The organism is Pseudomonas sp. FH1, from assembly GCF_000510895.2.
In the GTDB taxonomy this organism is placed as follows: Bacteria; Pseudomonadota; Gammaproteobacteria; order Pseudomonadales; family Pseudomonadaceae; genus Aquipseudomonas; species Aquipseudomonas azotoformans_A.
In genome coordinates, this window is sequence record NZ_AOHM01000025.1 from 118,896 (window position 1) to 144,286 (window position 25,391).

Annotated in this window: 19 protein-coding genes and 1 tRNA gene; 3 read left to right on the forward strand and 17 right to left on the reverse strand. The window is 59.9% G+C overall.

Annotation, left to right across the window (positions count from 1 at the left end):
- Window positions 1–11: 11 nt before the first annotated feature.
- From H096_RS10640 to rpsU, 5 genes are all read right to left on the reverse strand, one after another.
- Window positions 12–88 (reverse strand) — tRNA-Ile (locus H096_RS10640).
- A gap of 16 nt (window positions 89–104) precedes the next feature.
- Window positions 105–3,848 (reverse strand): bifunctional diguanylate cyclase/phosphodiesterase, encoded by a 3,744-nt coding sequence (locus H096_RS10645; protein WP_033898105.1) that lies wholly within the window; start codon window positions 3,846–3,848, stop codon window positions 105–107.
- 122 nt (window positions 3,849–3,970) lie between these two features.
- Window positions 3,971–5,821, reverse strand: a complete 1,851-nt coding sequence (rpoD, locus tag H096_RS10650; protein ID WP_033898106.1) for an RNA polymerase sigma factor RpoD — start codon at window positions 5,819–5,821, stop codon at window positions 3,971–3,973.
- 67 nt (window positions 5,822–5,888) lie between these two features.
- A complete protein-coding gene (gene dnaG, locus H096_RS10655) occupies window positions 5,889–7,862 on the reverse strand; it encodes a DNA primase (RefSeq protein ID WP_033898107.1) in 1,974 nt (657 codons plus the stop codon).
- Window positions 7,863–8,305: 443 nt separating this feature from the next.
- On the reverse strand, window positions 8,306–8,521 hold the full coding sequence (gene rpsU / locus H096_RS33060) for a 30S ribosomal protein S21 (protein ID WP_002551877.1): 216 nt from the start codon (window positions 8,519–8,521) through the stop codon (window positions 8,306–8,308).
- Window positions 8,522–8,723: 202 nt separating this feature from the next.
- On the opposite strand from rpsU, the gene tsaD reads away from it, so the two are divergent.
- Window positions 8,724–9,749, forward strand: a complete 1,026-nt coding sequence (gene tsaD / locus H096_RS10665; RefSeq protein ID WP_017739515.1) for a tRNA (adenosine(37)-N6)-threonylcarbamoyltransferase complex transferase subunit TsaD — start codon at window positions 8,724–8,726, stop codon at window positions 9,747–9,749.
- Between the two features lie 33 nt (window positions 9,750–9,782).
- Here tsaD and plsY read toward each other — a convergent pair whose 3' ends face one another.
- Window positions 9,783–10,352, reverse strand: a complete 570-nt coding sequence (gene plsY, locus H096_RS10670) for a glycerol-3-phosphate 1-O-acyltransferase PlsY (RefSeq protein ID WP_016977867.1) — start codon at window positions 10,350–10,352, stop codon at window positions 9,783–9,785.
- Between the two features lie 74 nt (window positions 10,353–10,426).
- On the opposite strand from plsY, the gene folB reads away from it, so the two are divergent.
- Entirely contained in the window at window positions 10,427–10,780 is a 354-nt protein-coding gene (gene folB, locus H096_RS10675) for a dihydroneopterin aldolase (RefSeq protein WP_015886183.1), read from the forward strand.
- Window positions 10,771–11,289 carry a 2-amino-4-hydroxy-6-hydroxymethyldihydropteridine diphosphokinase gene (folK, locus tag H096_RS10680; protein ID WP_033898109.1) on the forward strand — a complete coding sequence of 173 codons (519 nt, stop codon included), beginning with the start codon at window positions 10,771–10,773 and terminating at the stop codon, window positions 11,287–11,289. The genes folB and folK overlap by 10 nt, the downstream gene beginning before the upstream one ends.
- Here the strand turns inward: folK and H096_RS10685 are convergent.
- The 11 genes from H096_RS10685 to H096_RS10735 all read right to left on the reverse strand — a co-directional run bounded on the left by H096_RS10685 (window position 11,284) and on the right by H096_RS10735 (window position 25,304).
- Window positions 11,284–12,513, reverse strand: coding sequence for a multifunctional CCA addition/repair protein (locus tag H096_RS10685; RefSeq protein ID WP_033898110.1), 1,230 nt, complete (start codon window positions 12,511–12,513; stop codon window positions 11,284–11,286). The genes folK and H096_RS10685 overlap by 6 nt on opposite strands.
- A 63-nt stretch (window positions 12,514–12,576) precedes the next feature.
- Window positions 12,577–14,142: a SpoVR family protein gene (locus H096_RS10690; protein WP_033898111.1), complete on the reverse strand. Its 1,566-nt coding sequence runs from the start codon at window positions 14,140–14,142 to the stop codon at window positions 12,577–12,579.
- A complete protein-coding gene (locus tag H096_RS10695) occupies window positions 14,139–15,410 on the reverse strand; it encodes a YeaH/YhbH family protein (protein ID WP_017138057.1) in 1,272 nt (423 codons plus the stop codon). The genes H096_RS10690 and H096_RS10695 overlap by 4 nt, the downstream gene beginning before the upstream one ends.
- Before the next feature lie 100 nt (window positions 15,411–15,510).
- Window positions 15,511–17,433, reverse strand: a complete 1,923-nt coding sequence (locus tag H096_RS10700; protein WP_016977873.1) for a PrkA family serine protein kinase — start codon at window positions 17,431–17,433, stop codon at window positions 15,511–15,513.
- A 285-nt stretch (window positions 17,434–17,718) separates the two neighbouring features.
- Entirely contained in the window at window positions 17,719–18,048 is a 330-nt protein-coding gene (gene glpE / locus H096_RS10705) for a thiosulfate sulfurtransferase GlpE (RefSeq protein ID WP_033898114.1), read from the reverse strand.
- 9 nt (window positions 18,049–18,057) lie between these two features.
- A complete protein-coding gene (locus H096_RS10710; protein ID WP_033898115.1) occupies window positions 18,058–18,909 on the reverse strand; it encodes a symmetrical bis(5'-nucleosyl)-tetraphosphatase in 852 nt (283 codons plus the stop codon).
- Window positions 18,909–19,289 (reverse strand): Co2+/Mg2+ efflux protein ApaG, encoded by a 381-nt coding sequence (apaG, locus tag H096_RS10715; RefSeq protein ID WP_003194726.1) that lies wholly within the window; start codon window positions 19,287–19,289, stop codon window positions 18,909–18,911. Before apaG ends, H096_RS10710 begins: the two co-directional genes overlap by 1 nt.
- A 97-nt stretch (window positions 19,290–19,386) precedes the next feature.
- Window positions 19,387–20,199, reverse strand: a complete 813-nt coding sequence (gene rsmA, locus H096_RS10720; protein WP_033898116.1) for a 16S rRNA (adenine(1518)-N(6)/adenine(1519)-N(6))-dimethyltransferase RsmA — start codon at window positions 20,197–20,199, stop codon at window positions 19,387–19,389.
- A complete protein-coding gene (gene pdxA / locus H096_RS10725) occupies window positions 20,196–21,185 on the reverse strand; it encodes a 4-hydroxythreonine-4-phosphate dehydrogenase PdxA (protein ID WP_033898117.1) in 990 nt (329 codons plus the stop codon). The genes rsmA and pdxA overlap by 4 nt, the downstream gene beginning before the upstream one ends.
- Window positions 21,182–22,519 (reverse strand): peptidylprolyl isomerase, encoded by a 1,338-nt coding sequence (locus H096_RS10730; protein WP_016977878.1) that lies wholly within the window; start codon window positions 22,517–22,519, stop codon window positions 21,182–21,184. Before H096_RS10730 ends, pdxA begins: the two co-directional genes overlap by 4 nt.
- Entirely contained in the window at window positions 22,494–25,304 is a 2,811-nt protein-coding gene (locus H096_RS10735) for an LPS-assembly protein LptD (RefSeq protein ID WP_033898119.1), read from the reverse strand. Before H096_RS10735 ends, H096_RS10730 begins: the two co-directional genes overlap by 26 nt.
- Between the last annotated feature and the right edge of the window lie 87 nt (window positions 25,305–25,391).

Here is a 25,391-nt window from a genome sequence, read left to right on the forward strand (position 1 = left end):
GCTTTCTTGTTTGGTGGGCCCACACGGACTTGAACCGTGGACCAAAGGATTATGAGTCCTCTGCTCTGACCAACTGAGCTATAGGCCCTGTAACAGGTCGCGGATTATAACGATGGTTTCCCCGCTGTGCCATCCGAATAATCCTCAATGCGCATACGAAGAAACGTAGCAGCAAAAAGCTCCGGCGGTAGCGGCAGGCTGACGATGTAGCCTTGCATCTGTTCGCAGCCTTCGGCCGCCAGGAAGGCTTGCTGTGCGGGGTTCTCCACGCCTTCGGCGATGATGGTGAATTGCATGCTGTGGCCCAGCGCGATGATGGCGCGCACGATGGCGGCGTCGTGGGGGTCGTCGGGCAGGCCGCGGACGAAGGACTGGTCGATCTTGAGGAAGTCCAGGGGCAGGCGCTTGAGGTAGCTGAGGGATGAATAACCGGTGCCAAAGTCGTCAATGGCCAGCTGTACGCCGAGGTCTTTGAGCTGGTGCAATACCTCCAGCGCTTCTTCGGCCTGGCTCATGATGAAGTTTTCGGTGATTTCCAATTGCAGGCGGCCGGGGTCGAGTTGGTAGTCATGCAGCAACTGTTCGATACGGCCCAGTAAGCCGGGGTGGCGTAACTGCGCGCCAGCCAGGTTGACCGACAGTGGGCCGAAGTCGTCGAAGTGGCCTTGCCAGGCGTGCATTTGCCGGCAGGCTTGTTCCAGTACCCAGTCGCCAATTTGCAGGATCATGCCGTTTTCTTCGGCCAGGGCGATGAAGTGTTCGGGGGGGACGTCGCCAAAGGTGGGGTGGCGCCAGCGGATCAAGGCTTCGGCGCCGATCAGTTCGTGGGTCGCCAGGCTTAGTTTGGGCTGGTAGTAGAGGCTCAACTCATCGCGCTCGATGGCGCGGCGCAGTTCGTGTTCGAGTGCCACGCGTTCGTTGGCCTGGGCGGTGAGGTCTCGGGTGTAGCTTTCGACCCGGTTGCGCCCTTTGGCCTTGGAGCGGTACATCGCCGCGTCAGCGTTCTTGACCAGCGTGGCAACGTCGGTGCCGTCCTCGGGGTACAGGCTGGTGCCGATGCTGGCGCTGATAAAAAACTCGTGCTCACCCGCCTGGAACGGCGGTGTGAAGCAGGCCAGCAGTTTATTCGCCAAGTACTGGGCGTCGCTGGCGTGCTGCAAGCCGGGGAGCAGGATGATGAATTCGTCGCCGCCCAGGCGGGCGACGGTGTCGATGTCGCGCAGTTGTTCCTTGAGGCGTACGGCGATGTCTTTGAGCAGCAGGTCGCCAATCGGGTGGCCGAGGCTGTCGTTGATGTGTTTGAAGCGGTCCAGGTCGAGAAACAGCACGGCGCCCTGTTTACCGGTTTCCTGATGGCCGTTGAGGGCCGCTTGCAGCCGGCTTTCGAACAGCGTGCGGTTAGGCAGGCCGGTCAGCGGGTCGTGGTGCGCCTGGTAGTCGAGGCGGGCCTGGGCGAGTTTGAGGCTGGAGATGTCGGCAAACACTGCGACGAAGTGCGTGATCAACTGGTCGCGATTGCGCACGGCACTGATCGTCAGCCAGCTTGGGTACACTTCGCCGTTCTTGCGACGGTTGGAAATCTCGCCCTGCCAGTGGCCCTGGGCAGTCAACTGGTGCCACATGGCGGCGTAGAACGCGCTGTCATGCAGGCCGGAAGCCAGCAGCCGCGGGGTGTGGCCGAGGGCTTCGGCCTCGCTGTAGCCAGTGATCTCGGTGAAGGCGCGGTTGACGGCGCTGATGTTCTGACGGGTATCTGTGATCAAGACGCCTTCGGCCGTGCTCTCGAACACCGTGGCGGCCTGTTGCAGTTTTTCCTGCATCAGCTGGCGCTCGGTGATATCGCGGGCGATGGTCAGCATGCAGTCTTCGTCGCCGATCGGCAACGGACGGCTGGACAGTTCGCACAGGCGGATCTGCCCATCGCTGCGGCGGATATGGCAGATGAAGTCACGCACAAAGCCATCGCGCTGCATCATTTCCAGCATGTGCTTGCGTTCGTTGAGGTCAACCCAGATGCCCAGGTCCAAGGTCGATTGGTCTAGGGAGGTGGCGCTGGTGAAGCCGGTGATCCGGCTGAAACCATCGTTCACTTCAATCAACAGGCCATCGCGTTGCCGGCTCAGCAACAAGCCGTCGGGGGAGGCGTGGAAGGCCTTGGCGAATTTCTCCTCGGAGGTTTGCAGTTGCTGCTGGGTTTCCTTGAGTTGGGTGATGTCACGCACTACCACGACGATGGCTTCTGTGGTGTCGAGTTGGAACGGCTCGGCGGAAATCAGCCCGGTGAAGGCCTGACCGTTGCTGCGCAGAAAGGGCATTTCCAGGTTGCGGATACTGGTGGTCTGCACCCGTTGCAGCAGGTCGGGCCCGACGCCCTTGATGCCCCAGATATTCAACTCGGTAGCGGTTTTACCGACGACCTGCTCGGCCGTCAGGCCAATCTGGTCTTCAAACGCCTTGTTCACTTCCAGCAGGCAGCCATCAGACAGTCGCGCGATCACCAGCATGTCCGGGCACTGCTGGAACACCGAGGCGAACTTTTGCTCGGACAGCTGCAAGGCTTCCTCGGTGCGCTTGGCCTCGCTGATATCGATCATCAAACCGCGCAGAACCGGCTCATGACCGTGTTCGATCAGGCTGACAATGTCGCGCACCCACAAGCAACGGCCGTCAGCGGTGATCACCCGGTAATCAATGCTGTGGTCGCGGTTGGCACGGGTTTCGCGATAGCAGTAGGCTTCGGTGCGGATCAGGTCGGCGGGGTGAATGATGTTGCGCCAGAAGCCTGGGATCAACCAGTGCGCACGCGGGTAACCGAGCAAATCTTCAGCGTGGGGCGACACATAGCTGTAGGTGAAGTCGGTGATACTGGCTTCCCAGGCAATGGCGGACAGGCTCTCCACCAAACCGCGATAGTGGTATTCGCTGCTGCGCAGTTCCTGTTCGAGGGCGACGCGGCGGGAGATTTCCGAACTGAGCCGGCGATTGATCCGAATCACCACGGCCAATACGGTACTCAGCAAGAGCACTGCGGGCAGGCCGTAGGTCAGCAGGTCGGTCCAGAAGGTGCGGTGATCGGTAAAGCTGCCGACCCAATGTTGCTGGATGGCGTCGGTTTCTTGCGGGCTGAGGTCGGCGAGCACCTTGTCCAGAATGCCCACCAGCATTTTATTGTCACGCGGTACACCCATCGCCAGTTGGTAGCGATAGGGCGTTTCGCCGCTCACGTACAAGCCGTCGAGCTTGAGTTGGCGCAGGCTCCAGACGCTGGAGGCCAGGTCGCCGACGACCGCATCCACTTCATCGGTCGCCAGGGCTTGCAGCGTCGAGCTGACATTCGGCATGGCCACCAAGTTGAGATCCGGGTGATGGGTGCGCAACAGCTCATGGGGGGCGTAATTTTCCACCACGGCAATCTTCAAGCCGTAGAGGTCCTTCAGGGTAAGTGGTTTGGCGCCGCCCTCATGGGCCAGGATGACGATGGGAAAGTCCAGGTAAGGCCGTGTGAACGCCATATAGCCCTGGCGCTCCGGCGTGGACATGATGCCTGGCAGCAGATCGAGCTGATTGTTACGGGCCTGTTCTAGTACCGCACTCCAGTTCGCCGGCTCGATCAATTTGACGCGCACGCCAAGGCGGTCCTGGATCAGGCGCACATAATCCGCTGCCAAGCCTTGGTAGCGGCCATTCTCGTCACGGTATTCAAAGGGTGGCCATGACGCATCCACCCCGAGGCGCAACTCCTGATGGTCCGCCAGCCAGCCACGCTCATCATCAGTAAGAGTCAACGCGCCAGCCGTTGCGGTCCAGGTCAGCAGCGACAGCAGCAACACAGTCGGCAATCTGGGCATAACGGTCTCGTTATGGCACGGGGAATGTTTCGAGTGTAGACGGGCATTGCGGGGGAGGAGGAGGGGCGCAGGATTTTATCGAGACAAAACAAAACCCCCGGCCTGGGCCGGGGGTTTTGGTATCACTCGTCGAGGAAGGAGCGCAGATGCTCGCTTCGCGTCGGGTGGCGCAACTTGCGCAGCGCCTTGGCTTCGATCTGACGGATCCGCTCGCGGGTCACGTCAAACTGCTTACCGACTTCCTCAAGGGTGTGGTCGGTATTCATGTCGATGCCGAAACGCATGCGCAGTACCTTGGCTTCACGGGCAGTGAGGCCGGACAGTACGTCGCGAGTCGCTTCTTTAAGGCTCTCAACGGTGGCGACATCGATTGGCGACTGCATGGTCGAGTCTTCGATGAAGTCACCCAAATGGGAGTCTTCGTCATCACCAATCGGGGTTTCCATGGAGATCGGCTCTTTAGCGATCTTCAATACCTTGCGGATTTTATCCTCAGGCATTTCCATGCGTTCGCCCAGCTCTTCCGGGGTCGGTTCGCGACCCATTTCCTGCAACATCTGCCGGGAAATACGGTTGAGCTTGTTGATCGTCTCGATCATGTGCACCGGAATACGGATGGTGCGGGCCTGGTCGGCGATCGAGCGAGTGATCGCCTGACGGATCCACCAGGTGGCATAAGTCGAGAACTTGTAACCGCGACGGTATTCGAACTTGTCCACAGCCTTCATCAAGCCGATGTTGCCTTCCTGGATCAGGTCGAGGAATTGCAGGCCACGGTTGGTGTACTTCTTGGCAATGGAGATCACCAGACGCAAGTTCGCTTCAACCATCTCTTTCTTCGCGCGGCGGGCCTTGGCCTCACCGATCGACATACGACGGTTGATGTCCTTGATCTCGGCAATCGTCAGACCGGTCTCGGTCTCCAATGCTTGCAACTTCTGCTGGCAACGAATGATGTCCGGCTGCAGGCGACCAATGGCTTCGGCGTATTTCGCCTTGCCCTTGGCCAGTGCGTCGGTCCAGCTTTCGTCTACTTCGTTGCCTGGGAACTGGCGCAGGAAGTCGGCACGCGGCATGCGTGCATCACGGACACAGAGCTGCATAATTGCGCGCTCTTGTGCACGCAGACGCTCCAAGGCACTGCGAACACGCTCAACCAGGCCTTCGAATTGCTTCGGTACCAGCTTGATCGGCATGAACAGCTCAGCCAGTGCCAGCAGCTCGGCGATTGCCAGCTTGTTGGCGCGACCATGCTTTTTCAGGGCCTTGCGGGTGATTTCCATTTGATCGGAAACCGCACCGAAACGCTGCGCAGCGATGATCGGGTCTGGACCGCTTTCAACTTCATCTTCGTCGTCGCCGCTGGCTTCAGCGTCGTCGTCTTCGGAGTCGTCGTCCGCTTTCGCAGCCTTGGCATCGACTGGCGGCGGCACTTCGGCGGCTGGCGGCGCAATGCCGTCGTCCGGGTCGATGTAGCCACTCAGTACGTCGGACAGGCGACCACCTTCGGTGGTGACGCGGGTGTACTCGGAGAGAATATGGTCAACCGTGCCAGGGAAGTGCGCGATTGCGCCCATCACTTCACGGATGCCCTCTTCGATACGCTTGGCGATTTCGATTTCGCCTTCGCGTGTCAGCAGCTCGACGGTACCCATTTCACGCATATACATGCGCACAGGGTCGGTGGTACGACCGATATCGGTCTCCACAGCAGCCAGCGCGGCAGCCGCTTCTTCAGCGGCAGCCTCGTCGGTATCGGCGTCCGCCAGCATAAGGGAATCCTTATCTGGCGCAGCTTCGAATACGTTGATCCCCATGTCGTTAATCATGCGGATGATGTCTTCCACCTGCTCTGGATCTGAAATATCCTCAGGCAGGTGGTCGTTGACCTCCGCGTAAGTCAGGTAACCCTGCTCACGACCGAGAACGATCAACTCTTTGATACGAGACTGCTGTTGCGCTTTTCCGGACATAACACCCTATCCACTGAAGGTCTTGGCGGGCAAAAAACAAGCCGAGGATTATACCCGAGCTATGACCTCACACGCCAGCTGAGGTCGGGTTTGATGCGGAAACATTCTGTTTTAAGAGGTCGCGCATCTGTTTTGCTATCTGAATTTGCTCTTCAGCCGATAATCCAGGCTGCCTTGCTCTCTTGATGAGTTCGTCGAGGGTCTGCGTGTGCTGACCCGCGGATAACCTAGTAATGGTGTCTAAAAACTGTTGTTCAAGGTTATCGCCGTCAATTAGCCACTCCTTTTCTGCGAGTGCTTTCAATAACCGGCCTTGTTCGGTGCCATGCCAACGCGCCATCAACTGAATGGAGTTTAGCTTAGGATTTTTCTGTACCGCCTCGATCAAGGCGATCAGTACCTGGGCATAAGTGTTACTTGCGTTGGCAAAGTGATCGGCGCTCTCGACTTTTTCCGCCAATTGCGGGTGGTGGATGAGCGTGCGCAGGGCAATGAGCGTCGGCGCCTCTACAGCAACCGGCGTTCGTGGGGCATAGGGCTCGTCGCGATCACCGCGCTTGCCGTTCTTGCTCCAGGGTTTCTTTTCCCATTTCTTGCCGTCGTTGCCAGACTTTTTCGGTGTCCACTCCTGCTGGGGCGCGTAAGCCTCCTGCGGTTGATGGAAATCGGAATAGTCCGGCATGGCGTCGTAGTCCATGCCTGGGTCGTAGGCCGGTGGCGGCGCATCATGCGGCGCGTTGTGCACCAGCTGGCTGACGGCTTCGCCGCTTAGCCCGGTGATTTCCTGCAGGCGCATGCGCATCAGTGATTTCAGGTTGGCGCCGGGGACCTTGTCGATCAGCGGCGCCGCAAGGGTGGCCATATGGGCCTTGCCTTCCAGGGAGCGCGGGTCGGCTTCCTCGGTCAGTTGCTGGAAGAAGTAGTCTGCCAGCGGTTGAGCGTGTTGATTGATGCGTGCGCGGAATGCATCGGTGCCTTCAGAGCGAACCAGGGTGTCCGGGTCTTCGCCTTCGGGCAGGAACAGGAAGCGCGCGCGCCGTCCATCTTGCAGGCTGGAAAGAGTTGCCTCCAGTGCGCGCCAGGCGGCGTTGCGGCCCGCCTGGTCACCGTCGAAGCAGAACAGCACGCTGGGTACCACGCGAAACAAGCGCTTCATGTGTTCTTCGCTGGTCGCGGTGCCGAGTGTGGCGACGGCATTGCGCAAGCCTTGTTGGGCGAGCGCGATCACGTCCATATAGCCTTCAACCACGATGATTTCATCGAGGTTGCGGTTGTTCTTGCGCGCCTCGAACAGGCCGTAGAGCTCCTGGCCCTTGTGGAACACCGGGGTTTCCGGGGAGTTCAGGTACTTGGGCTTGTCGTCCCCCAGCACACGGCCACCAAAGGCGATGATGCGGCCCCGGCTGTCGCGGATCGGGAACATCACGCGGTCGCGGAAGCGGTCGTAGCGTTTGCCGGTCTCGGCGTTTTCCACCAGCAGGCCGGCGTCGATCATGGCCTTTTGCTGGAGGGTGTCGCTGCTCAGGTGCTTGTACAGGTTGTCCCAGCCGGGCGGGGCGAACCCCAGGCCGAAGTCGCGGGCGATTTCCCCGGTAAGGCCGCGGCCTTTCAGATAGTCGACGGCGGCCTTGCGCTGCGGATGGCTTTTAAGCGCCTGACGGTAAAAGTCGGCAGCGGCCGTCAGTAGCGGGTACAGCGGCGAATCGGTGGGTTGGCGCGGCTTGTGCGCGCGGCCACTTTCTTCGCGTGGGACTTCCATGCCCGCCGCTTTTGCCAGGTCCTCGATCGCCTGGGGGAAGTCCAGGTTGTCGTGGTCCATGAGAAAACCCAGGGCGTTACCGCCCGCGCCGCAGCCGAAGCAGTAATAGAACTGCTTGTCCGGGCTGACGCTGAACGATGGGGTTTTCTCTTTATGGAACGGGCAGCAGGCGGTGTAGTTCTTGCCGGCTTTTTTCAGTTGCACGCGCGAGCTGACAACATCGACGATGTCGGTGCGGTTCAGAAGGTCGTCAATAAAGCTCTGGGGAATCAGCCCGGCCATGGCGTTCTCGTCATCACTGCGTGTCAATGAGGGCCCAATGATTGCTCAAGCGCACGCGTTGCGCGGCTCGATCATCAGTTGTCTGCTTGGGCATTCAGGAAGTGTATCTGCCGTTCATTCACTGACGTTAGTTACAATCAGGTTTTTGGCATGGAAATGTTGCCCCGGCATCCGGTCTTGGCCAATGGCGGCCTCGGAAGCTCATCGTCGGGCACAGTCGATACAGTTGATCGCCTGTTTGAAGAATAAGTGTGCTCGTCAGTAGCCTTGATAGGCTCGTCAGAAGACGTGCACCGCTGGCAAAAGAGCCAGTCCTGACGTGTGAAGCAGTTGTCTCGGTCGCGTCTGCGGCGTCAACAGTGAAGCATCAAGCGATATCCGCAAATGCCATTAGCCCGGCTGAGGGCCGGGCTTGGCAGAAGCTTGCTACGAACGTCTGTGTATTAGTACAGACGAACGGCGCGGCGCTGTTCGCGCTGAACTTTCTTGGCGTGACGCTTAACAGCGGCTGCTGCTTTACGCTTACGCTCAGAAGTTGGCTTCTCGTAAAATTCGCGGCTACGAACTTCAGCCAGTACACCGGCTTTTTCGCAGGAGCGCTTGAAACGACGCAGAGCTACGTCGAAGGGTTCGTTCTCTTTAACTTTGACGGCTGGCATCCAGAGCTACCTTCTTTCATTACCGGGATCAACGTTCTCGTCGCAAAAAATTCGCGGCTGAGGTCGTCGGTTTTTAAGGGTTGCGGATGTTAACCCCTCATTGCCCGGAATGCAAAGCCTCTGATCGAAAACCGCTAGTCGGGAGGGGGAGTGACGACTATTATGCGCGCCTTCGAATTCAGCCTCTACAAGGCGCAAACCCATGCTAGTACTGGGACTTGAAACCTCCTGCGACGAAACCGGTGTCGCACTTTACGACAGTGAACGCGGGCTCTTGGCCGATGCGTTGTTCAGTCAGATCGACCTGCACCGTGCCTATGGTGGCGTGGTGCCGGAGCTGGCCAGCCGTGATCACGTCAAACGCATGCTGCCCCTGATCCGTCAGGTGCTGGATGAAGCCGGCTGCGTGCCGACCGAGATCGACGCCATCGCCTACACCGCAGGCCCCGGATTGGTCGGAGCCCTGCTGGTTGGGGCCTCTTGCGCCCAGGCGCTGGCGTTTGCCTGGGGCATTCCGGCCCTCGGCGTACACCATATGGAAGGCCATTTATTGGCGCCGATGCTGGAAAAAACACCCCCAGAGTTCCCGTTCGTCGCATTGTTGGTTTCGGGCGGCCATACGCAGTTGGTTCAGGTGGATGGCATTGGTCAATACACCCTTTTGGGTGAGTCCCTGGACGACGCTGCCGGTGAAGCTTTCGACAAGACCGCCAAGATGATGGGCCTCAATTATCCCGGTGGCCCGGAAATCGCGCGTCTCGCCGAAAAAGGCGTGGCGGGCCGCTACACCTTCCCGCGCCCGATGTGTGATCGCCCTGGCCTGATGTTCAGCTTCAGTGGTTTAAAAACCTCCGCGCTGAACACTTGGCAGCACAGCGTCAGCGCCGGAGACGACAGCGAGCAAGCCCGTTGCGACATCGCGCTGGCGTTCCAGCAGGCCGTGGTGGAGACTTTGACCATCAAGTGCAAGCGCGCCCTGAAACAGGCGGGCATGAAGCGTCTGGTGATTGCAGGCGGCGTCAGCGCCAACAAGGCCTTGCGTACGTCGCTGGAAAAAATGCTCGGCGACATGAAGGGCGACGTGTTCTACGCGCGCCCCGAGTTCTGCACCGACAACGGCGCGATGATTGCCTATGCCGGTTGCCAGCGTTTGCAGGCTGGGCAGCACGAAAGCCTGGCAATCAGCGTGCAGGCGCGCTGGCCGATGGAGCAGTTGTCGCCGTTGTAAGGCCGCGAAATGGGCCGGGCGCATCGACTGTATTTAAAAATGCCGTTCGCGCCCGGCAAACAGGTCGCGTAAATTGCCCCGGTGGCGCCAGACGATCAGCAGCGTCAGCACGCTCATCGGCAGCAGTGCCGCCGGTTCTTGCCAGGCCAGTAGTGGCAGGGTGAGCGGGGTGGCGATCAGCGCGGCGAGCGAGCTGGTGCGGGTCAGGTAGAAGGTGAGCAGCCAGGCGAGTACGGCCAGCAAGGCCGCTGGCGGGTAGATCCCCAGCAACATGCCAGCTGCCGTGGCGACGCCTTTGCCACCGCGAAAGCGGAAGTACAAGGGAAACAGATGGCCGAGGACCGCGCATACGCCGATCCAGGCCTGCTGTTGCAGGGTCAGGCCGGCGAGGCTGGCGATCAGTACGGGCAACAAGCCCTTGCACAGGTCGCCGAGCAGCGTCAGTACGGCGAGTTTCTTGCCAGCTAGGCGCAACATATTGGTGGCGCCGGCATTGCCTGAGCCACTCATTCGCGGGTCGGGATTTCCCGTCAGGCGGCTGAGCAAAATAGCGAAGGACAGCGAGCCGAGCAGGTAGGCGAAAATCGCCAGTAACCAAAACATGCTAACTATTCCGGGCGAGGACGCCCTGATTCTAACGGGGCATCGCGCCCTTGTCGTGCTGCGGAGAAGAGTGCTTGGACAGAGTGTTTATCGAAGGCCTGGAAGTCGACACCGTCATCGGGGCCTACGACTGGGAGCGCGGAATCCGCCAATGCCTGCGCCTGGACCTGAGCTTCGCCTGGGATAACCGCCCGGCCGCGGCCGGTGATGACCTGACGTTGGCGCTGGATTACGCCAGTGTGTCCGCGCGTATCCAGGCCTTTGCCGAGCAATCCCAGTACCAGCTGGTGGAAACCTTTGCCGAACGCCTGGCCGAAGTATTGATGAGTGAATTCCAGATTCCCTGGTTGCACCTCAAGCTGACCAAGCCAGGCGCCGTGCCGGCTGCCAAGGGTGTGGGCGTGGAGATCGAGCGCGGATGTCGCTAACTCAGGTTTACCTCGGCCTAGGCAGCAATATCGAGCGCGAGTCTCATCTGCGCGCTGGCCTGGATGCGCTGGCGAGTTTCTTGACCGATCTGCGCTGTTCGGCGGTGTTCGAAAGCCAGCCGGTGGGCATCAAGAGCGGTCCGTTCTTCAATCTGGTGGTGTCGGCCCACACCGACCTGCCGTTGATGGAGCTGGACCGCCGGTTGAAATTCATCGAGGCCGACAATGGTCGCTATGCGCCGGATCGCAAGGGCTTGCCGCTGGATATCGATGTGCTGTTGTATGGCGATCTGGTGGGCAATTTCGATGGTTTGATCCTGCCGCGTGCGGAAATTCTCAAGAACGCCTTTGTGCTTTGGCCGCTGTCTCTGATGGCGCCGGAGCGTGTGCACCCGGAGGTGGGCAAGACCCTGGCCGAGCTATGGCGCGATGCACAAATTGACCAGGTGCTGGCGCCTGTCGGGTTTGAATGGAAGGGCCAGCAGCTGACACCAGGCACACTCCTATAGGGTGTGCTGTTCCTTGTAGGCTTTCAGGGCCCTGAGCCGTTCGCGCTTAAGTGCCTCGCCCAGCTCCGGGCCTTTGAAGCCTTTCTCCAGCAGCGGCGCAACGGCAACCTCGCGAGCTGCCTTCGCCGCCCCGCGTAAATAATCCGCTTGTGGATAACTTCTCTGCTCCAGGCCCTTGCGGCCTCGGGCGTCCATCTCGCAAGCGACGATGAATTCCTCAAAGCGCTGTGGCCGACGGTAAACGTCGAAACTTTGCAGCAACTCCAGCAAGGTCGAGGCTTTCAGCTCCTGCGCGCGATGGCCATGGGTGTGGTACTGGCCCACCAATAACGCCAATTCCTGGCAATCCCTTGGCACCTTGAAGCGCTCATTGACTGCCTTGATCAGCTTCAAGCCCCGATGTTCATGGGCGATGTGCTGCGGCAACTTATCCACAGGCGTCGTGCCTTTGCCCAAGTCGTGCAGCAAGCAGGCCCAGCGTACGGTCAGGGGCTGTTGGTGCAAGGCCGCCTGTTCCAGGACGCTCAAGGTGTGAATGCCGGTGTCGATTTCCGGGTGATGGGCCTCGGGTTGTGGGACGCCGAACAGCGCGTTCACTTCTGGCATCAAGGTTTTCAGCGCATCGCAGTCGCGCAGTACCTGGATGAACACGTGGGGTTGGTCTTCCATCAGCGCGCGGGAGATTTCTTTCCAGCTGCGCTCAGGCGTCAGCGCCTCGAGTTCGCCGGATTCGCTGAGCTGGCGCATCAGTTCAAGTGTTTCTGGTGCGACGGTAAAACCCAGTGATGCGTAACGTGCGGCGAAGCGTGCAACGCGCAACACACGCAGCGGATCTTCGGCGAACGCCGGAGAAACATGGCGAAGCGTGCGAGCTTCAAGATCGCGCTGACCGTGATAAGGATCGGTCAAGTTGCCGTCATCGTCTTCCGCCATGGCGTTGATCGTCAGGTCACGGCGGATCAGGTCTTCTTCCAGCGTCACCTCGGGGCTGGCGTGAAACACAAAGCCGCCATACCCCCGGCCGCTTTTGCGTTCAGTGCGGGCGAGGGCGTACTCGTCACCGTTTTTTGGGTCGAGGAACACCGGAAAGTCAGAACCCACCGGCTTGTAGCCCTTGGCGAGCATCTCTTCGGCCGTCGTGCCCACCACGACTCGGTCGATATCGGTAACCGGGATACCCAAGAGGCGATCCCGCACCGCACCGCCGACTTTGTAGATTTTCATGAAAAAGCCTCCATTAGGGGCACAGGATACCGCCTGTGCCTGGCCAATGGAGGCTTTGCTGTTTCAGAGATGAACGACGGCCAGGTCCAGCCGGCCGTAGTCGTTGTCGTTGTGATCGGTGCGCGGAGGCACGTGATGGGTTTTCATCACCTGGTCGCCCTGCAGGGTTTCCAGGTGAATATCGAAGCCCCACAACCGGTGCAGGTGCTTGAGTACTTCCTCGGTGGATTCGCCCAGGGGTTTGCGGTCGTGCTGTTGGTGACGCAAGGTCAGCGAGCGGTCGCCGCGCACATCGATGCTGTAGATCTGCACGTTGGGCTCGCGGTTACCCAGGTTGTACTGGGCCGCCAGGGTTTCGCGGATGGTGCGGTAGCCGGGTTCGTCGTGGATGGCCGGCACCACCAAGTCATCCTTGAGGTCGTCATCCAGGATGCTGAACAGTTTCAGGTCCCTAATGACCTGCGGTGACAGGTACTGCAGGATAAAACTCTCATCCTTGAAGCTGCTCATGGCGAACTTGATGGTGGACAACCAATCACTGCCGGCGATTTCCGGGAACCAGCGGCGGTCTTCCTCGGTGGGGTGTTCACACATGCGCCGGATATCGCGGTACATGGCAAAGCCCAGGGCATAGGGGTTGATGCCGTTGTAGTAAGGGCTGTCGAAGCCGGGCTGGAATACCACGCTGGTGTGGGAGGTGAGGAACTCCATCATGAAGCCGTCGGTGACCAGGCCTTCGTCGTACAGGTCGTTCATCAGCGTGTAGTGCCAGAACGTGGCCCAGCCTTCGTTCATCACCTGGGTCTGGCGCTGTGGATAAAAGTATTGGGCGATCTTGCGCACGATACGCACGATTTCCCGCTGCCAGGGTTCCAGCAGCGGTGCGTGTTTTTCCAGGAAATAGAGGATGTTCTCCTGCGGTTCGGCGGGGAAGCGCGCATTGTCTTTGTCGCTGTTCTTTCCGGCTTTTTTCGGAATGGTGCGCCACAGGTCGTTGATCTGTTTCTGCAGGTGCTCCTCGCGCTCCTTCTGGCGCAGGCGTTCTTCCTCGGCGGAGATCGGATACGGGCGTTTGTAGCGGTCGACGCCGTAGTTCATCAGCGCATGGCAGGAATCGAGCAGATCCTCTACCGCATCGATGCCGTGGCGCTCCTCGCATTGCATGATGTACTGCTTGGCGAACACCAGGTAATCGATGATCGAACTGGCGTCGGTCCAGGTGCGGAACAGGTAGTTACCCTTGAAGAAGCTGTTATGCCCATAGCAGGCATGCGCCACCACCAATGCCTGCATGCAGATGGTGTTCTCTTCCATCAGGTAGGCGATGCACGGGTCGGAGTTGATCACGATCTCGTAGGCCAGGCCCATCTGACCGCGGGTGTAGGACTTCTCGGTGCTGAGGAAGTGTTTGCCGTAGGACCAATGGTGATAACCCAGCGGCATGCCTACCGAAGCGTAGGCATCCATCATCTGTTCGGCGGTGATCACTTCGATCTGGTTGGGGTAGGTGTCCAGGGCGTAACCCGCCGCAATGCGGCTGATTTCCCGGTCATAGGCCTGGATCAGTTCAAAGGTCCACTCGGAACCCGTGGAGATCGGTTGGCGTCTTTGCTCTTTTTTGGCGGTCATGTCACTAACCTGCGCTGGAAGAGTTCACGGAAGACCGGATAGATATCGCCGGCCGAGACCAGTTGCTGCTGGGCGAACGTGTCGGCAAAGGCTTCGCCGATGCGCTCGTATTCGAACCAAAGGGCCTGGTGCTCACGGGGGGTGATTTCAACGTAAGTGTAGTACTGCACGAACGGCATGATCTGGTTGATCAGGATGTCGCGGCAGATCGGCGAGTCGTCGTTCCAGTTGTCGCCGTCCGAGGCCTGGGCGGCGTAGATATTCCATTCGTTGGCCGGATAGCGCTCGGCCATGATCTCCTGCATCAGCTTCAGTGCGCTGGACACTATGGTGCCGCCGGTTTCCCGGGAGTAGAAGAACTCTTCTTCGTCAACTTCGCGTGCGCTGGTGTGATGGCGGATGAACACCACGTCGATCTTGTCGTAGTTCCGCTTGAGAAACAGGTACAGCAGGATGAAGAAGCGTTTGGCGATGTCCTTGGTGGCCTGGGTCATGGAGCCGGAGACGTCCATCAGGCAGAACATCACTGCCTTGGAGCTGGGGTTGGGTTGTTTGACCAGCAAGTTGTACTTCAAGTCAAAGGTGTCGAGAAACGGCACGCGGTGAATGCGCGCGCTGAGTTTCTCGATTTCCGCCTCGATTTGCTGGATATCGCCGAAGTTGTCCGGTTCTTCACGCTTCAGGCGCGCCAACTCTTCCTTGGCTTCCTTCAGCTTGGCGCGGCTGCTGCCCGATAGGGCGATACGCCGGGCATGGGCCGAGCGCAGGGTGCGGATGATGTTGATACGGGACGGGTTGCCCTCGTTGCTGATCCCTGCGCGCACCGTCTTGAAGGTGTCGGTGCCGGTCAGGTTGCGTTTGACCAGGTTGGGCAGTTCCAGGTCTTCGAACATGAACTCGAGGAATTCTTCCTGGGTGATCTGGAACACGAACTCATCCATGCCTTCGCCGGAATTGCCCGCCTTGCCCGGCCCTTTACCGCCGCCACCGCCTTGGGGGCGCTGGATATGTTCGCCGGTGGTGAATTCTTTATTGCCTGGATGAACGACGGTCTGTTTGCCGCCCCGGCCGTGGTGCAGCACCGGTTCGTCAATGTCCCGCCCCGGAATGCTGATTTGTTCGCCATGCTCCATGTCCGTGATGGAGCGGCGGCTGACGGCCTCTTCGACGGCCTTTTTGATGTGGTCACGGTAACGCCGCAGGAAACGCTGGCGGTTTACCGTGCTCTTGTTCTTGCCATTGAGGCGTCGGTCGATCACATAGCTCATGGGGCCCCTCCGGGGAGCTTCAAGTCGTAAGCTGCAAGCTGCAAGTCCGAGCGGCGTGCGCTGTTCTCTTGCAGCTTGTAGCTAGAAGCTTGCAGCTACTTCATTGCGATTTCCGAACCCGCAGATACCACTCGGAGAGCAGCCGTACCTGTTTGTCGGTGTAGCCGCGCTCGACCATGCGTGTGACGAAGTCGTTGTGTTTTTGCTGATCCTCCTTGCTGGCCTTGGCGTTGAAGCTGATGACCGGCAGCAGATCCTCGGTGTTGGAGAACATTTTCTTCTCGATGACCACCCGCAGTTTCTCGTAGCTGAGCCAGGTCGGGTTTTTGCCATTGTTGTTGGCACGGGCGCGCAGCACGAAGTTGACGATTTCGTTGCGGAAATCCTTCGGATTGCTGATACCGGCCGGTTTCTCGATTTTTTCGAGTTCCTCGTTGAGGGCCACGCGGTTGAGAATCTCGCCGGTTTCCGGGTCGCGGTATTCCTGGTCCTGGATCCAGAAGTCGGCGTACAGCACGTAGCGGTCGAAAATGTTCTGGCCGTATTCGCTGTAGGACTCCAAGTACGCCGTCTGGATTTCCTTGCCGATGAACTCGATGTAGCGCGGTGCCAGGTATTCCTTGAGGAAACGCAGGTAGCGTTCGCGGGTCTCGGCCTGGAATTGTTCCTGTTCGATCTGCTGTTCCAGCACGTAGAGCAGGTGCACCGGGTTGGCGGCAATTTCGTGAGGGTCGAAGTTGAAGACCTTGGACAGGATCTTGAACGCGAAGCGCGTCGACAGGCCGTTCATGCCCTCATCCACACCGGCGGTGTCGCGATATTCCTGGATCGACTTGGCCTTGGGGTCGGTGTCCTTGAGGTTTTCGCCGTCGTACACGCGCATCTTCGAATAGATGTTCGAGTTCTCCGGCTCCTTGAGGCGCGACAACACGGTGAACTGGGCGAGCATCTTCAGGGTGTCGGGTGCGCAATGGGCCTTGGCCAGGGAGCTGTTGAACAGCAGCTTGTCGTAGATCTTGATTTCATCGCTGACCCGCAGGCAGTACGGCACCTTGACGATATAGATCCGGTCGATGAAGGCTTCGTTGTTCTTGTTGTTGCGGAAGGTGTGCCACTCCGACTCGTTGGAGTGCGCCAGCAGGATCCCGGTGAACGGAATCGCCCCCAGGCCTTCGGTACTGTTGTAGTTACCTTCCTGGGTCGCGGTAAGCAGTGGGTGCAGCACCTTGATCGGTGCCTTGAACATCTCCACGAACTCCATCAGGCCCTGGTTGGCCCGGCACAGCGCGCCCGAATAGCTGTAGGCGTCGGCGTCGTTCTGTGGGAACTCTTCCAGTTTGCGGATATCGACCTTGCCCACCAGCGCCGAGATGTCCTGGTTGTTCTCGTCGCCAGGCTCGGTCTTGGCCACGCCGATCTGGTTGAGGATGGACGGGTAGAGTTTCACCACACGGAATTGGCTGATGTCACCGCCGAACTCGGCCAGGCGCTTGGTGGCCCAGGGCGACATGATGGTGTTGAGGTAGCGGCGTGGGATACCGAAGTCTTCTTCGAGGATCGCGCCATCTTCCGTGGCGTTGAACAGGCCCAGGGGCGATTCGAAGACCGGTGAGCCCTTGATGGCGTAGAAGGGCACCTTCTCGATCAGTTGTTTGAGCTTTTCGGCCAGGGACGATTTACCACCGCCGACGGGGCCAAGCAGGTAGAGGATCTGTTTCTTCTCTTCCAGGCCTTGAGCGGCATGGCGGAAGTAGGAGACGATCTGGTCGATGCATTCTTCCATCCCGTGGAAGTCTTCAAAGGCCGGATAGCGGCGGATCACCTTGTTGGAAAATATTCGCGACAGGCGCGAATTGTTCGAGGTGTCTATCAGCTCCGGCTCGCCAATTGCCAGCAGCAGGCGTTCGGCGGCAGACGCGTAGGTGCTGCGGTCCTGTTTGCACAGCTCGAGATACTCTTGCAGCGTGAGTTCTTCCTGCTGTGTGGACGCGAAGCGTTGTTGGAAGTGGCTGAATATACTCATGACGTCGTCACCTCGCTCGATACGTGGAGCCGACGCCGGATCAATCAGTCGATGCTGGCAGACATTGGCAGACGCCAATGGCCGTTTTCCCCCCAGAACACCCTGAAACGCTACCGATGACCCGCACGCCGGTGTACCGGCTCTCCCCTGATTCGGATGGCCTGCGCTTAAGGATAGTTCGGAATCGGAGAGGTCAAGGCGCGATGCGCAATTAGTTTGGCTGCGCCGTTCGTCAGAAACGGCGCGAGCCCAAGCGTCACGCGGGGTAGCGGGGTGTGAAAAAAATTATTGCGAATTGCCTGAAGAAATTTCCGCAGGATAAGTCGTACGCCACAGTTCAAAGCCGCCGTCCAGGCTATAGACGTCGGAGAAGCCCTGGCTGATCAGATAGGCTGCTGCGCTCTGGCTGGAATTGCCGTGGTAACAGGCCACGATTACCGGCGCGTCCAGGTCGGCGGCGCGGATGAAATCGGCGATGTTGACGTTGTCCAGGTGCTGGGCGCCGGTGATGTGGGCGGCTGCGTAGGTCGGTTGGTCACGGATATCGACCACCACCGCGCCTTGCTCGCGCAGGGCCTGGGCTTGTTCGGGAGGGATACGTTTGAATTCGCTCATGGCGGGCTCCTATGGCTTGGCAGTAGCCGGCAGTGTAACGGGAAGAGGGGATTCGCACTGGCAGCTATAACGCTCGCCGGTGTCGATGTTCATCAGGGTCATGGCGCCGCCCCACACGCAACCGGTGTCGAGGGCGAACACGCCGGGTTCATCGCACTTGCCCTCAAGGGCCGCCCAATGGCCAAAAATGATCTGGGTGTCACGGGTCTTGCGCTCTTTGTGAGCGAACCACGGCTTGTAGCCCGGCAGCGCGGTGTCCGCGCCTTCCTTGCTCTTGAGGTCGAGCTTGCCCTCGGCGGTACAGAAGCGCATGCGCGTGAAGTAGTTGGTGATGACCCGCAGGCGCGTGACGCCGCTGAGGTCGTTGTCCCACTTCACGGGCTCGTTGCCGTACATGCCATCGAGGTAGGCGGTATAGAGGTTGTCATCGGCCAGGGCACTTTCGACTTCGGCGGCGTACTTGAGGGCTTTCTTCAGTGTCCACTGGGGCGGGATGCCCGCATGGACCAAGGCCATGTTGCGGGCTTGGTCGTAATGCAGGATTTTTTGCCGGCGCAACCAGTCGAGCAGCTCGGCGCGATCCGGAGCCTCGAGGATTTCCCGCAGGGTATCGCCCTTTTTCAGGCGCTCGATGTTATTGGCGGCTGCCAGCAGGTGCAGGTCGTGGTTGCCCAATACGCAGACCAAAGAGTCGCGCAGGCTATATAAATAGCGCAGCGTTTCCAGGGATTGCGGGCCGCGATTGACCAGATCACCCACCAGCCACAGGCGATCGTTGGCCGGGTCGAAGGCCACGCGTTCAAGCAGGCACTTGAGCGGCTCCAGGCAGCCTTGCAGGTCGCCGACCGCGTACGTCGCCATCAGTGCAGGGCTCCCGGCACGGCGAGGCGGAAGGGCTTGATGATGGCGTCGAACAGTTGGCCATCGGTGGCTTTCATTTGATACGAGCCTTGCATGGTGCCGACTTTGGAGGTCATTACCGTACCGCTGCTGTAGGTATGGCTGGCGCCACTGTCGATCAACGGTTGCTGACCCACCACACCGGCGCCGCGCACTTCTTCGACCTGACCGTCACCGTCGGTGATTACCCAGTGGCGCGACAGCAGCTTGGCCGGCACCAGCCCGTTGTTTTTCACCGTGATGGTGTAGGCAAAGGCGAAGCGGTTGTGTTCAGGTTGGGATTGGTCCGCCAGGAAGCGGGTGACGACGCTGACGTCGATCTGGTAGCGAGGATCGGACATGCAAGAGGCCTTAAAAGCGGAGGACAGCAGATGCGGGTCAGTCTAGGCCAAGAGGAGGGCACTAGGCCAGACATGTGTCTGGCCTTGCCTGGCGCTGTCAGTCTGCGGTTGGCGCAGGCTGGATAGCCAACTGGTCGGCCAGGCGCACGAAGGCGGCCAGGTCGAGTTGCTCAGGACGCAAGCTGCCATCGACGCCGGCGGCTTCGATCTCGGCGTTGCTCAGCAGGGCCTTGAGCGTGTTGCGCAGGGTCTTGCGGCGTTGGTTGAACGCTTCGCGCACCACGCGCTCCAGCAATTTGTGGTCCTTGGCCGGATGTGGCAACACGGCGTGGGGCACCAGGCGCACGATGGCCGAGTCGACCTTCGGCGGCGGGTTGAACGCACCAGGGCCCACGTTGAACAGGTGTTCGACGCGGCAGTGGTACTGAACCATGATCGACAGACGGCCCCAATCACCACCACCAGGGCCAGCAGCCAGGCGTTCTACCACTTCCTTTTGCAGCATGAAGTGCATGTCGCGGATGATGCCTGCGTTGTTCAGCAGGTGGAATATCAGCGGCGTAGAGATGTTGTACGGCAGGTTACCCACCACACGCAGGCTGTTAGGCGCAGCGTTGAGGGTGTTGAAGTCGAACTTCAGCGCATCACCCTGATGCAGGTTGAAGTTGGGCATGCCGGCGAACTGTTGGTTGAGGATCGGGATCAGGTCCTTGTCCAACTCCACCACGTCCAGTTGGCCGCCGCTGGCCAGCAGGCCTTGGGTCAGCGCGCCCTGGCCCGGGCCGATTTCCAGCAGGCGGTCTTCAGGCTTGGCATGGATGGAACGCAGGATGCGGTCGATCACGCCAGCGTCGTGCAGGAAGTTTTGCCCGAAGCGCTTGCGCGCCCGGTGTTGGTAATGCTCAGTCATATACGGGTCTCGGCCATCTGATAGGCGGTTCCCAGGGCCACGTGCAGGCTGCCGGTATCGATCTTGCCGCTGCCCGCGAGGTCCAGGGCAGTGCCATGGTCGACGGAGGTGCGGATGATCGGCAGGCCCAGTGTCACGTTGACTGCGGCGCCGAAGCCTTTGTATTTAAGCACCGGCAGCCCCTGGTCATGGTACATCGCCAGCACTGCATCGCAGTGCTCCAGATATTTGGGGGTAAACAGAGTGTCCGCAGGCAACGGGCCGCGCAGGTCCATGCCTTCTTGGCGCAGACGCTCCAGGGTGGGTTCGATGATGTCGATTTCTTCATGGCCCAAGTGGCCGCCTTCGCCGGCGTGGGGGTTGAGCCCACAGACCAGGATGCGCGGTTGGGCGATGCCGAATTTCTGTTGCAGGTCGGCGTGCAGGATGCGCGTGACGCGTTCCACCCGCTCCGCGGTAATGGCATCGGCAATTTCGCGCAGCGGCAGGTGCGTGGTCACCAAGGCGACCCGTAGGCCGCGTGTGGCCAGCATCATCACGACTTGTTCGGTGTGGGTCAGCTCGGCGAGGAATTCGGTGTGGCCGGAAAAGGCGATACCGGATTCGTTGATCACGCCCTTATGCACCGGCGCAGTGATCATGCCGGCGAAGTCGCCATCGATGCAGCCTTGCCCGGCGCGAGTCAGGGTTTCCAGCACGAACGCTGCGTTGGCTTTGTTCAGTTGCCCGGCGACCACCTTGGCCTGTAGCGGGGTGTCCCACACATACAGGCTGCCAGCTGGGGCGGGCAGGTCGGGCCAGTTGCCAGGCGCTGTGTCCAGCAGTGTGACAGCCACACCCAGCTGCGCGGCCCGCTCAAGGAGCAGGTCGCGGCTGGTAATGGCAATCAGGGGGTGTGGCTGGGGTTGCGAGGCGAGCAGCAGGCACAGGTCAGGACCAATGCCGGCCGGCTCGCCGGGTGTCACCGCGAAACGCTGGGGTTTCACTGCGCTGCCTGGTCGGTGCCTGTCTGGGCGCCTGGCAGCTTGTTCTCAACATAGGCTTCGTCGCGGATCTGACGCAGCCAGGTTTGCAGCTCTTCGTCGTATTTGCGGTTACGCAATACGTTCAGCGCTTGTTGCTCGCGGGCTTGGTTGGTGTTGTCGGTGGCGCGACGGCCAAGGACTTCCAGCACATGCCAGCCATATTGGGTCTTGAACGGCTTGGACAGCACGCCTTGCGGGGTGTCGGCCATCACCTGCTGGAACTCCGGCACCAGGGCTTTCGGATCGATCCAGTTCAGATCGCCGCCGTTGAGGGCAGAACCCGGGTCTTCCGAGAAGCTCTTGGCCAGGGTGGCGAAGTCTTCACCGCTCTGGATGCGGTCATAGATCTTCTGGGCCAGTTCCTTGGTTTGGGCTTCGGTGCGGATTTCGCTTGGTTTGACCAGGATGTGGCGAACGTGCACCTCATCCTTGAGCGATGTTTCGCCGCCGCGTTTTTCCAGGAGCTTCAGGATAATGAAACCACCCGGTGTACGCGCAGGTTGGGTGATGCCACCCACTTCCATTGCACTCAGCTCGCGGTCGAACGGAGGAGGCAATTGAGCCGCTTTACGCCAGCCCATGTCGCCGCCTTCCAGTGCGTTGTCGCTGCCAGACTGGGCGATCGCCATTTGGGCGAAATCGGCACCGGCCTTCAAGCGATCATAGATAGCCTGGGTTTTGGCGGCCGCTGCATTGAGCTGCTCGGAGTTGGCGCTGTCCGGTGTCGGGATCAGGATGTTGGCCAGGTGCAGTTCTTCGGAAAGCTGCATCTTGCCCAGGTCCGACGCCAGGAAGTTCTTCACTTCCTGCTCGGACACCTGAACCCGCTCGGCCACACGGCGCTGACGCACACGGCTGATGATCATTTCGCGGCGGATCTGGTCACGGGCGTCCTCATAGGACAAACCGTCGTGGGCCAGGGCAGCACGGAACTGGTCAATGCTCATGTTGTTGCGCTGGGCAATGGTGCCCACGGCCTGGTTCAGTTCTTCGTCTGAAATACGGATGCCGGAACGGTCACCGATCTGCAGTTGCAGGTTCTCGACGATCAGGCGCTCCAGTACCTGCTGGTCCAGGACGCTGGTCGGTGGCACGCCACCGCCACGTTTGGCGATGGTTTGCTGGACTTCCTTGACGCGCTGGTCCAGTTGGCTCTGCATGATCACGTCGTTATCGACGATGGCCACTACCTTATCCAGTTCTTGAACCGCAGCGTGTGCCGATGCGGTGCCCAGGAACAGTGCGCCCAGCACTAGCGGGCGCAGACAATCAGAAAGCTTGGTTTTCACGTTCACGATAACCTTCAATGCCTTTGTCGAGGAAGCTCTCTACCTTGGCGCCGGTCAGGCCGCCGAGTCCTTTGAGGACGATCTGGAAGAAGAGCCCGTGGTCACCCTTTTCGTTAAGCGGGGCGATCTGGCTGTATTCGTCGTTGGAAACCCAGTAACGGTTGATGACGCGCAGTTTCCAGCAGCAGTTGTCGTACTCGAAACCACCGAAGGCTTCCAGGGTACGGTTGCGGGCGTAGTCATACTGCCAGCGGGTGATCAGGTTCCACTGGGGAATGATCGGCCACATCATCGAGAAGTCGTGTTGTTGGATTTTGTAGTAATCCTTCACGAAGTTCGGATCGCCTGGCTGGCCGTAGTCACCACCGAACTGCCATTTGCCGGTCAACTGGTTGTAGACGACCTGGTCGTTACGATAGCGATAACCGACGTTGATGATCTTGTTCGGGTTGTCTTCCGGCTGGTAGTGGAGCATTGCGCTGCCGGAACGGGGACTGTGTTCCTCGGTGTCCCAGTTGTAATCCGCAGTGGCGCGCCAGTCGCGGTTGAAGCGGAACTCATAGTCCAGTGCAACGGGCGAGACATCGGACCGTGCGTCGGCACGGTCTGCCGCCAGGATGCCCGGCAGTTGAACTTCACGATCCTTGAAGTACAGCGCCTGGCCCACGGATACGCGCTGACGCTCGAAGCCGTTTTCTTCGATCCAGCGGCTGGTCAAGCCCAGGGACAGCTTGTTCTCGTCGCCGATACGGTCAGAGCCGCTGAAGCGGTTGTCGCGGAACAGCGACGCGTAGCTGAACGAGTACTCGCTGGTGTCGAACACCGGGATATCAGCCTGGTCCTTGTTCGGCACGTACAGGTAGAACGCACGCGGTTCAAGGGTCTGGCGATAATCCTTACCGAACCAGTTGGTATTTCGGTCGAAGTACAGGCCGCTGTCGACGCTTGCCACCGGAACCGCACGGTCCTGGGAGCTCTTGAACGTGCCGCCTGCGTACGGGTTGGCCGGGGTAGCAGCGGCTTGTTCAGCAATGATCTGGTTCTTGCCGATGTTGTCCAGGTCCAGGTCGTACTTGGTGTACACGTACTTGAGCTTCGGTGTGACAAAGCCGTAGGTCCAGTTCATCGGGTACTCGACGGCTGGCGCTACGTTCAGGCGGGTACCGTTTGCGCGAGTCAGGCCAGTGACGTAGGTGTCCAGGCGACGGGTTGCCACGCCGTCCTGATCTTTGAAGAAGCCGTTTTCCAGGTCGCGATCAAAGCGCACGGCTTCGGTCTCGTAGCTGAAGTTCAGGCCACCCGGATGGTACGGCAGCGTACCGTTGAAGGTGATCTGCGGCAGACGGTCATACGGCGTGACCTGGGAAATTGTCGCCAACTGGTAAGCCTGCAGGTTCAAGCGAGCCTGGAAGCTGTCGCCGCGATAAGTCACGGAACCCTGCTGGTTAACGTAGTCGCGGCTCTCGACACCTTCCTGGTAGGACTTGAGGTCCTGGAAGTAGTAAGGATCGCTGATCGTGGTGTAGTCGACCTGGGTCAGGACGCGCGAATCCAACCCGCCCTTGTGCTGCCAATTGAGCATGTAGCGGGTTTTTTCGTAGTCGGTCTGGCGCTTGCGCTCGTCGTTGTCGTCGTTCAGGTACGCGCCGCCGAACTGGCCTTCGCTGGACTTGGTGAGGTAGCGGAATTCGCCTTCCATCATCATGCCGCGCTTGGTCATGTATTGCGGGTACAACGTGGCGTCGTAGTTGGGCGCCAGGTTGAAGTAGTACGGCGTCACCAGGGTGAAGCCGGTTTCGCTGCCGGTGCTGAAGCTCGGCGGCAGGAAGCCGGATTGACGACGGTCGTCGATCGGGAAATAGATGTAAGGGGTGTACAGGATCGGGATGTTCTTGATCCGCAACGTCGCGTTGGTGGCGGTACCGAAACCGGTGGCCGGGTTCAACGTGATGTTGTTGCCCCTGAGCTGCCAGGCGTTGCTGTCTGGCTCGCAGGTGGTGTACGTACCGTCCTTGAGACGGATGATCGCGTTTTCAGCACGCTTGGCGTACAGCGCGTTACCGCGGATGCGCGATTTGTGCAGCACGTATTCGGCGTTGTCGATCTGGGCCGCGCCGGTATCGAGTTGCACTTCGGCATGGTCGCCGACGATCAGTGCACCGTTGTCGCGCAGACGGACCTTGCCGTTCAGCTCGCCACGGTTCTCGGCCTGGTACAGGCTGGCTTCTTCAGATTCCAACTGCATGCTGCCCTGGCGCATGACGACGTCACCGGCCAGGGTGGCGACTTGTTGTTCCTGCTCGTAACGCGAAGCCTTGGCGCCGATGAAGGTGGGCGCATCGCTCTTGTTCGTCTTGTCGTTCATGCCAGGACGAATCGGCTCGATGTACGCACCGCCGCAGTACGGGCCGGTTTCGGCCAGCTGCGCTGCGGTCAGCTTCTCGCGTGGGACCCAGTCCAGGTGGCTGTAGTCGGCGCTGCGCGAGCGCAGGCCACGGCCCTTGGATTCGGTGACCAGTGCGGTCTTGGGCTCGGCCTCGGCTTTGCCGCCAGCATCGGCCTGCGCCGTGCTGTTGGCGGAGCTGATGGCAGCGCCATCATGCACCGGGCGTGGTGGTAGCGGGGCTGCGGCGGTTTTCGGCGCGCAATCCCAGGCACCCGAAGCAGAGACTGAGCAGTCATACTGTTCCGCGGCGACCACGAATGAGGTGGCGAAGGGTTGCAAGGCCAGCAGACTGCCGGTTACCAGCAACGGAAATTTTCTACGAAACGCGGGGGATTTCAATGCCATCTTATTAGTCCGGGCTTCCTGCGTGCCATCTGCCCGCGGTTTGGGCCGCACGCCTCTCGATGGTCTGAAAAAGATGCGTGATAATAA

Excerpts from the sequence above, each read along its gene's own strand:
- dnaG (WP_033898107.1), bottom strand. The coding sequence starts at position 7,862 with ATGGCCGGGCTGATTCCCCAGAGCTTTATTGACGACCTTCTGAACCGC.
- H096_RS10685 (WP_033898110.1), bottom strand. The coding sequence starts at position 12,513 with ATGAAAATCTACAAAGTCGGCGGTGCGGTGCGGGATCGCCTCTTGGGT.
- H096_RS10695 (WP_017138057.1), bottom strand. The coding sequence starts at position 15,410 with ATGAGCTATGTGATCGACCGACGCCTCAATGGCAAGAACAAGAGCACG.
- H096_RS10700 (WP_016977873.1), bottom strand. The coding sequence starts at position 17,433 with ATGAGTATATTCAGCCACTTCCAACAACGCTTCGCGTCCACACAGCAG.
- H096_RS10735 (WP_033898119.1), bottom strand. The coding sequence starts at position 25,304 with ATGGCATTGAAATCCCCCGCGTTTCGTAGAAAATTTCCGTTGCTGGTA.
- tsaD (WP_017739515.1), top strand. The coding sequence starts at position 8,724 with ATGCTAGTACTGGGACTTGAAACCTCCTGCGACGAAACCGGTGTCGCA.
- H096_RS10645 (WP_033898105.1), bottom strand. The coding sequence starts at position 3,848 with ATGCCCAGATTGCCGACTGTGTTGCTGCTGTCGCTGCTGACCTGGACC.
- H096_RS10710 (WP_033898115.1), bottom strand. The coding sequence starts at position 18,909 with ATGGCGACGTACGCGGTCGGCGACCTGCAAGGCTGCCTGGAGCCGCTC.
- rpsU (WP_002551877.1), bottom strand. The coding sequence starts at position 8,521 with ATGCCAGCCGTCAAAGTTAAAGAGAACGAACCCTTCGACGTAGCTCTG.
- folK (WP_033898109.1), top strand. The coding sequence starts at position 10,771 with ATGTCGCTAACTCAGGTTTACCTCGGCCTAGGCAGCAATATCGAGCGC.
- glpE (WP_033898114.1), bottom strand. The coding sequence starts at position 18,048 with ATGAGCGAATTCAAACGTATCCCTCCCGAACAAGCCCAGGCCCTGCGC.
- rsmA (WP_033898116.1), bottom strand. The coding sequence starts at position 20,199 with ATGACTGAGCATTACCAACACCGGGCGCGCAAGCGCTTCGGGCAAAAC.
- H096_RS10690 (WP_033898111.1), bottom strand. The coding sequence starts at position 14,142 with ATGACCGCCAAAAAAGAGCAAAGACGCCAACCGATCTCCACGGGTTCC.
- plsY (WP_016977867.1), bottom strand. The coding sequence starts at position 10,352 with ATGTTTTGGTTACTGGCGATTTTCGCCTACCTGCTCGGCTCGCTGTCC.
- apaG (WP_003194726.1), bottom strand. The coding sequence starts at position 19,289 with ATGTCCGATCCTCGCTACCAGATCGACGTCAGCGTCGTCACCCGCTTC.
- rpoD (WP_033898106.1), bottom strand. The coding sequence starts at position 5,821 with ATGTCCGGAAAAGCGCAACAGCAGTCTCGTATCAAAGAGTTGATCGTT.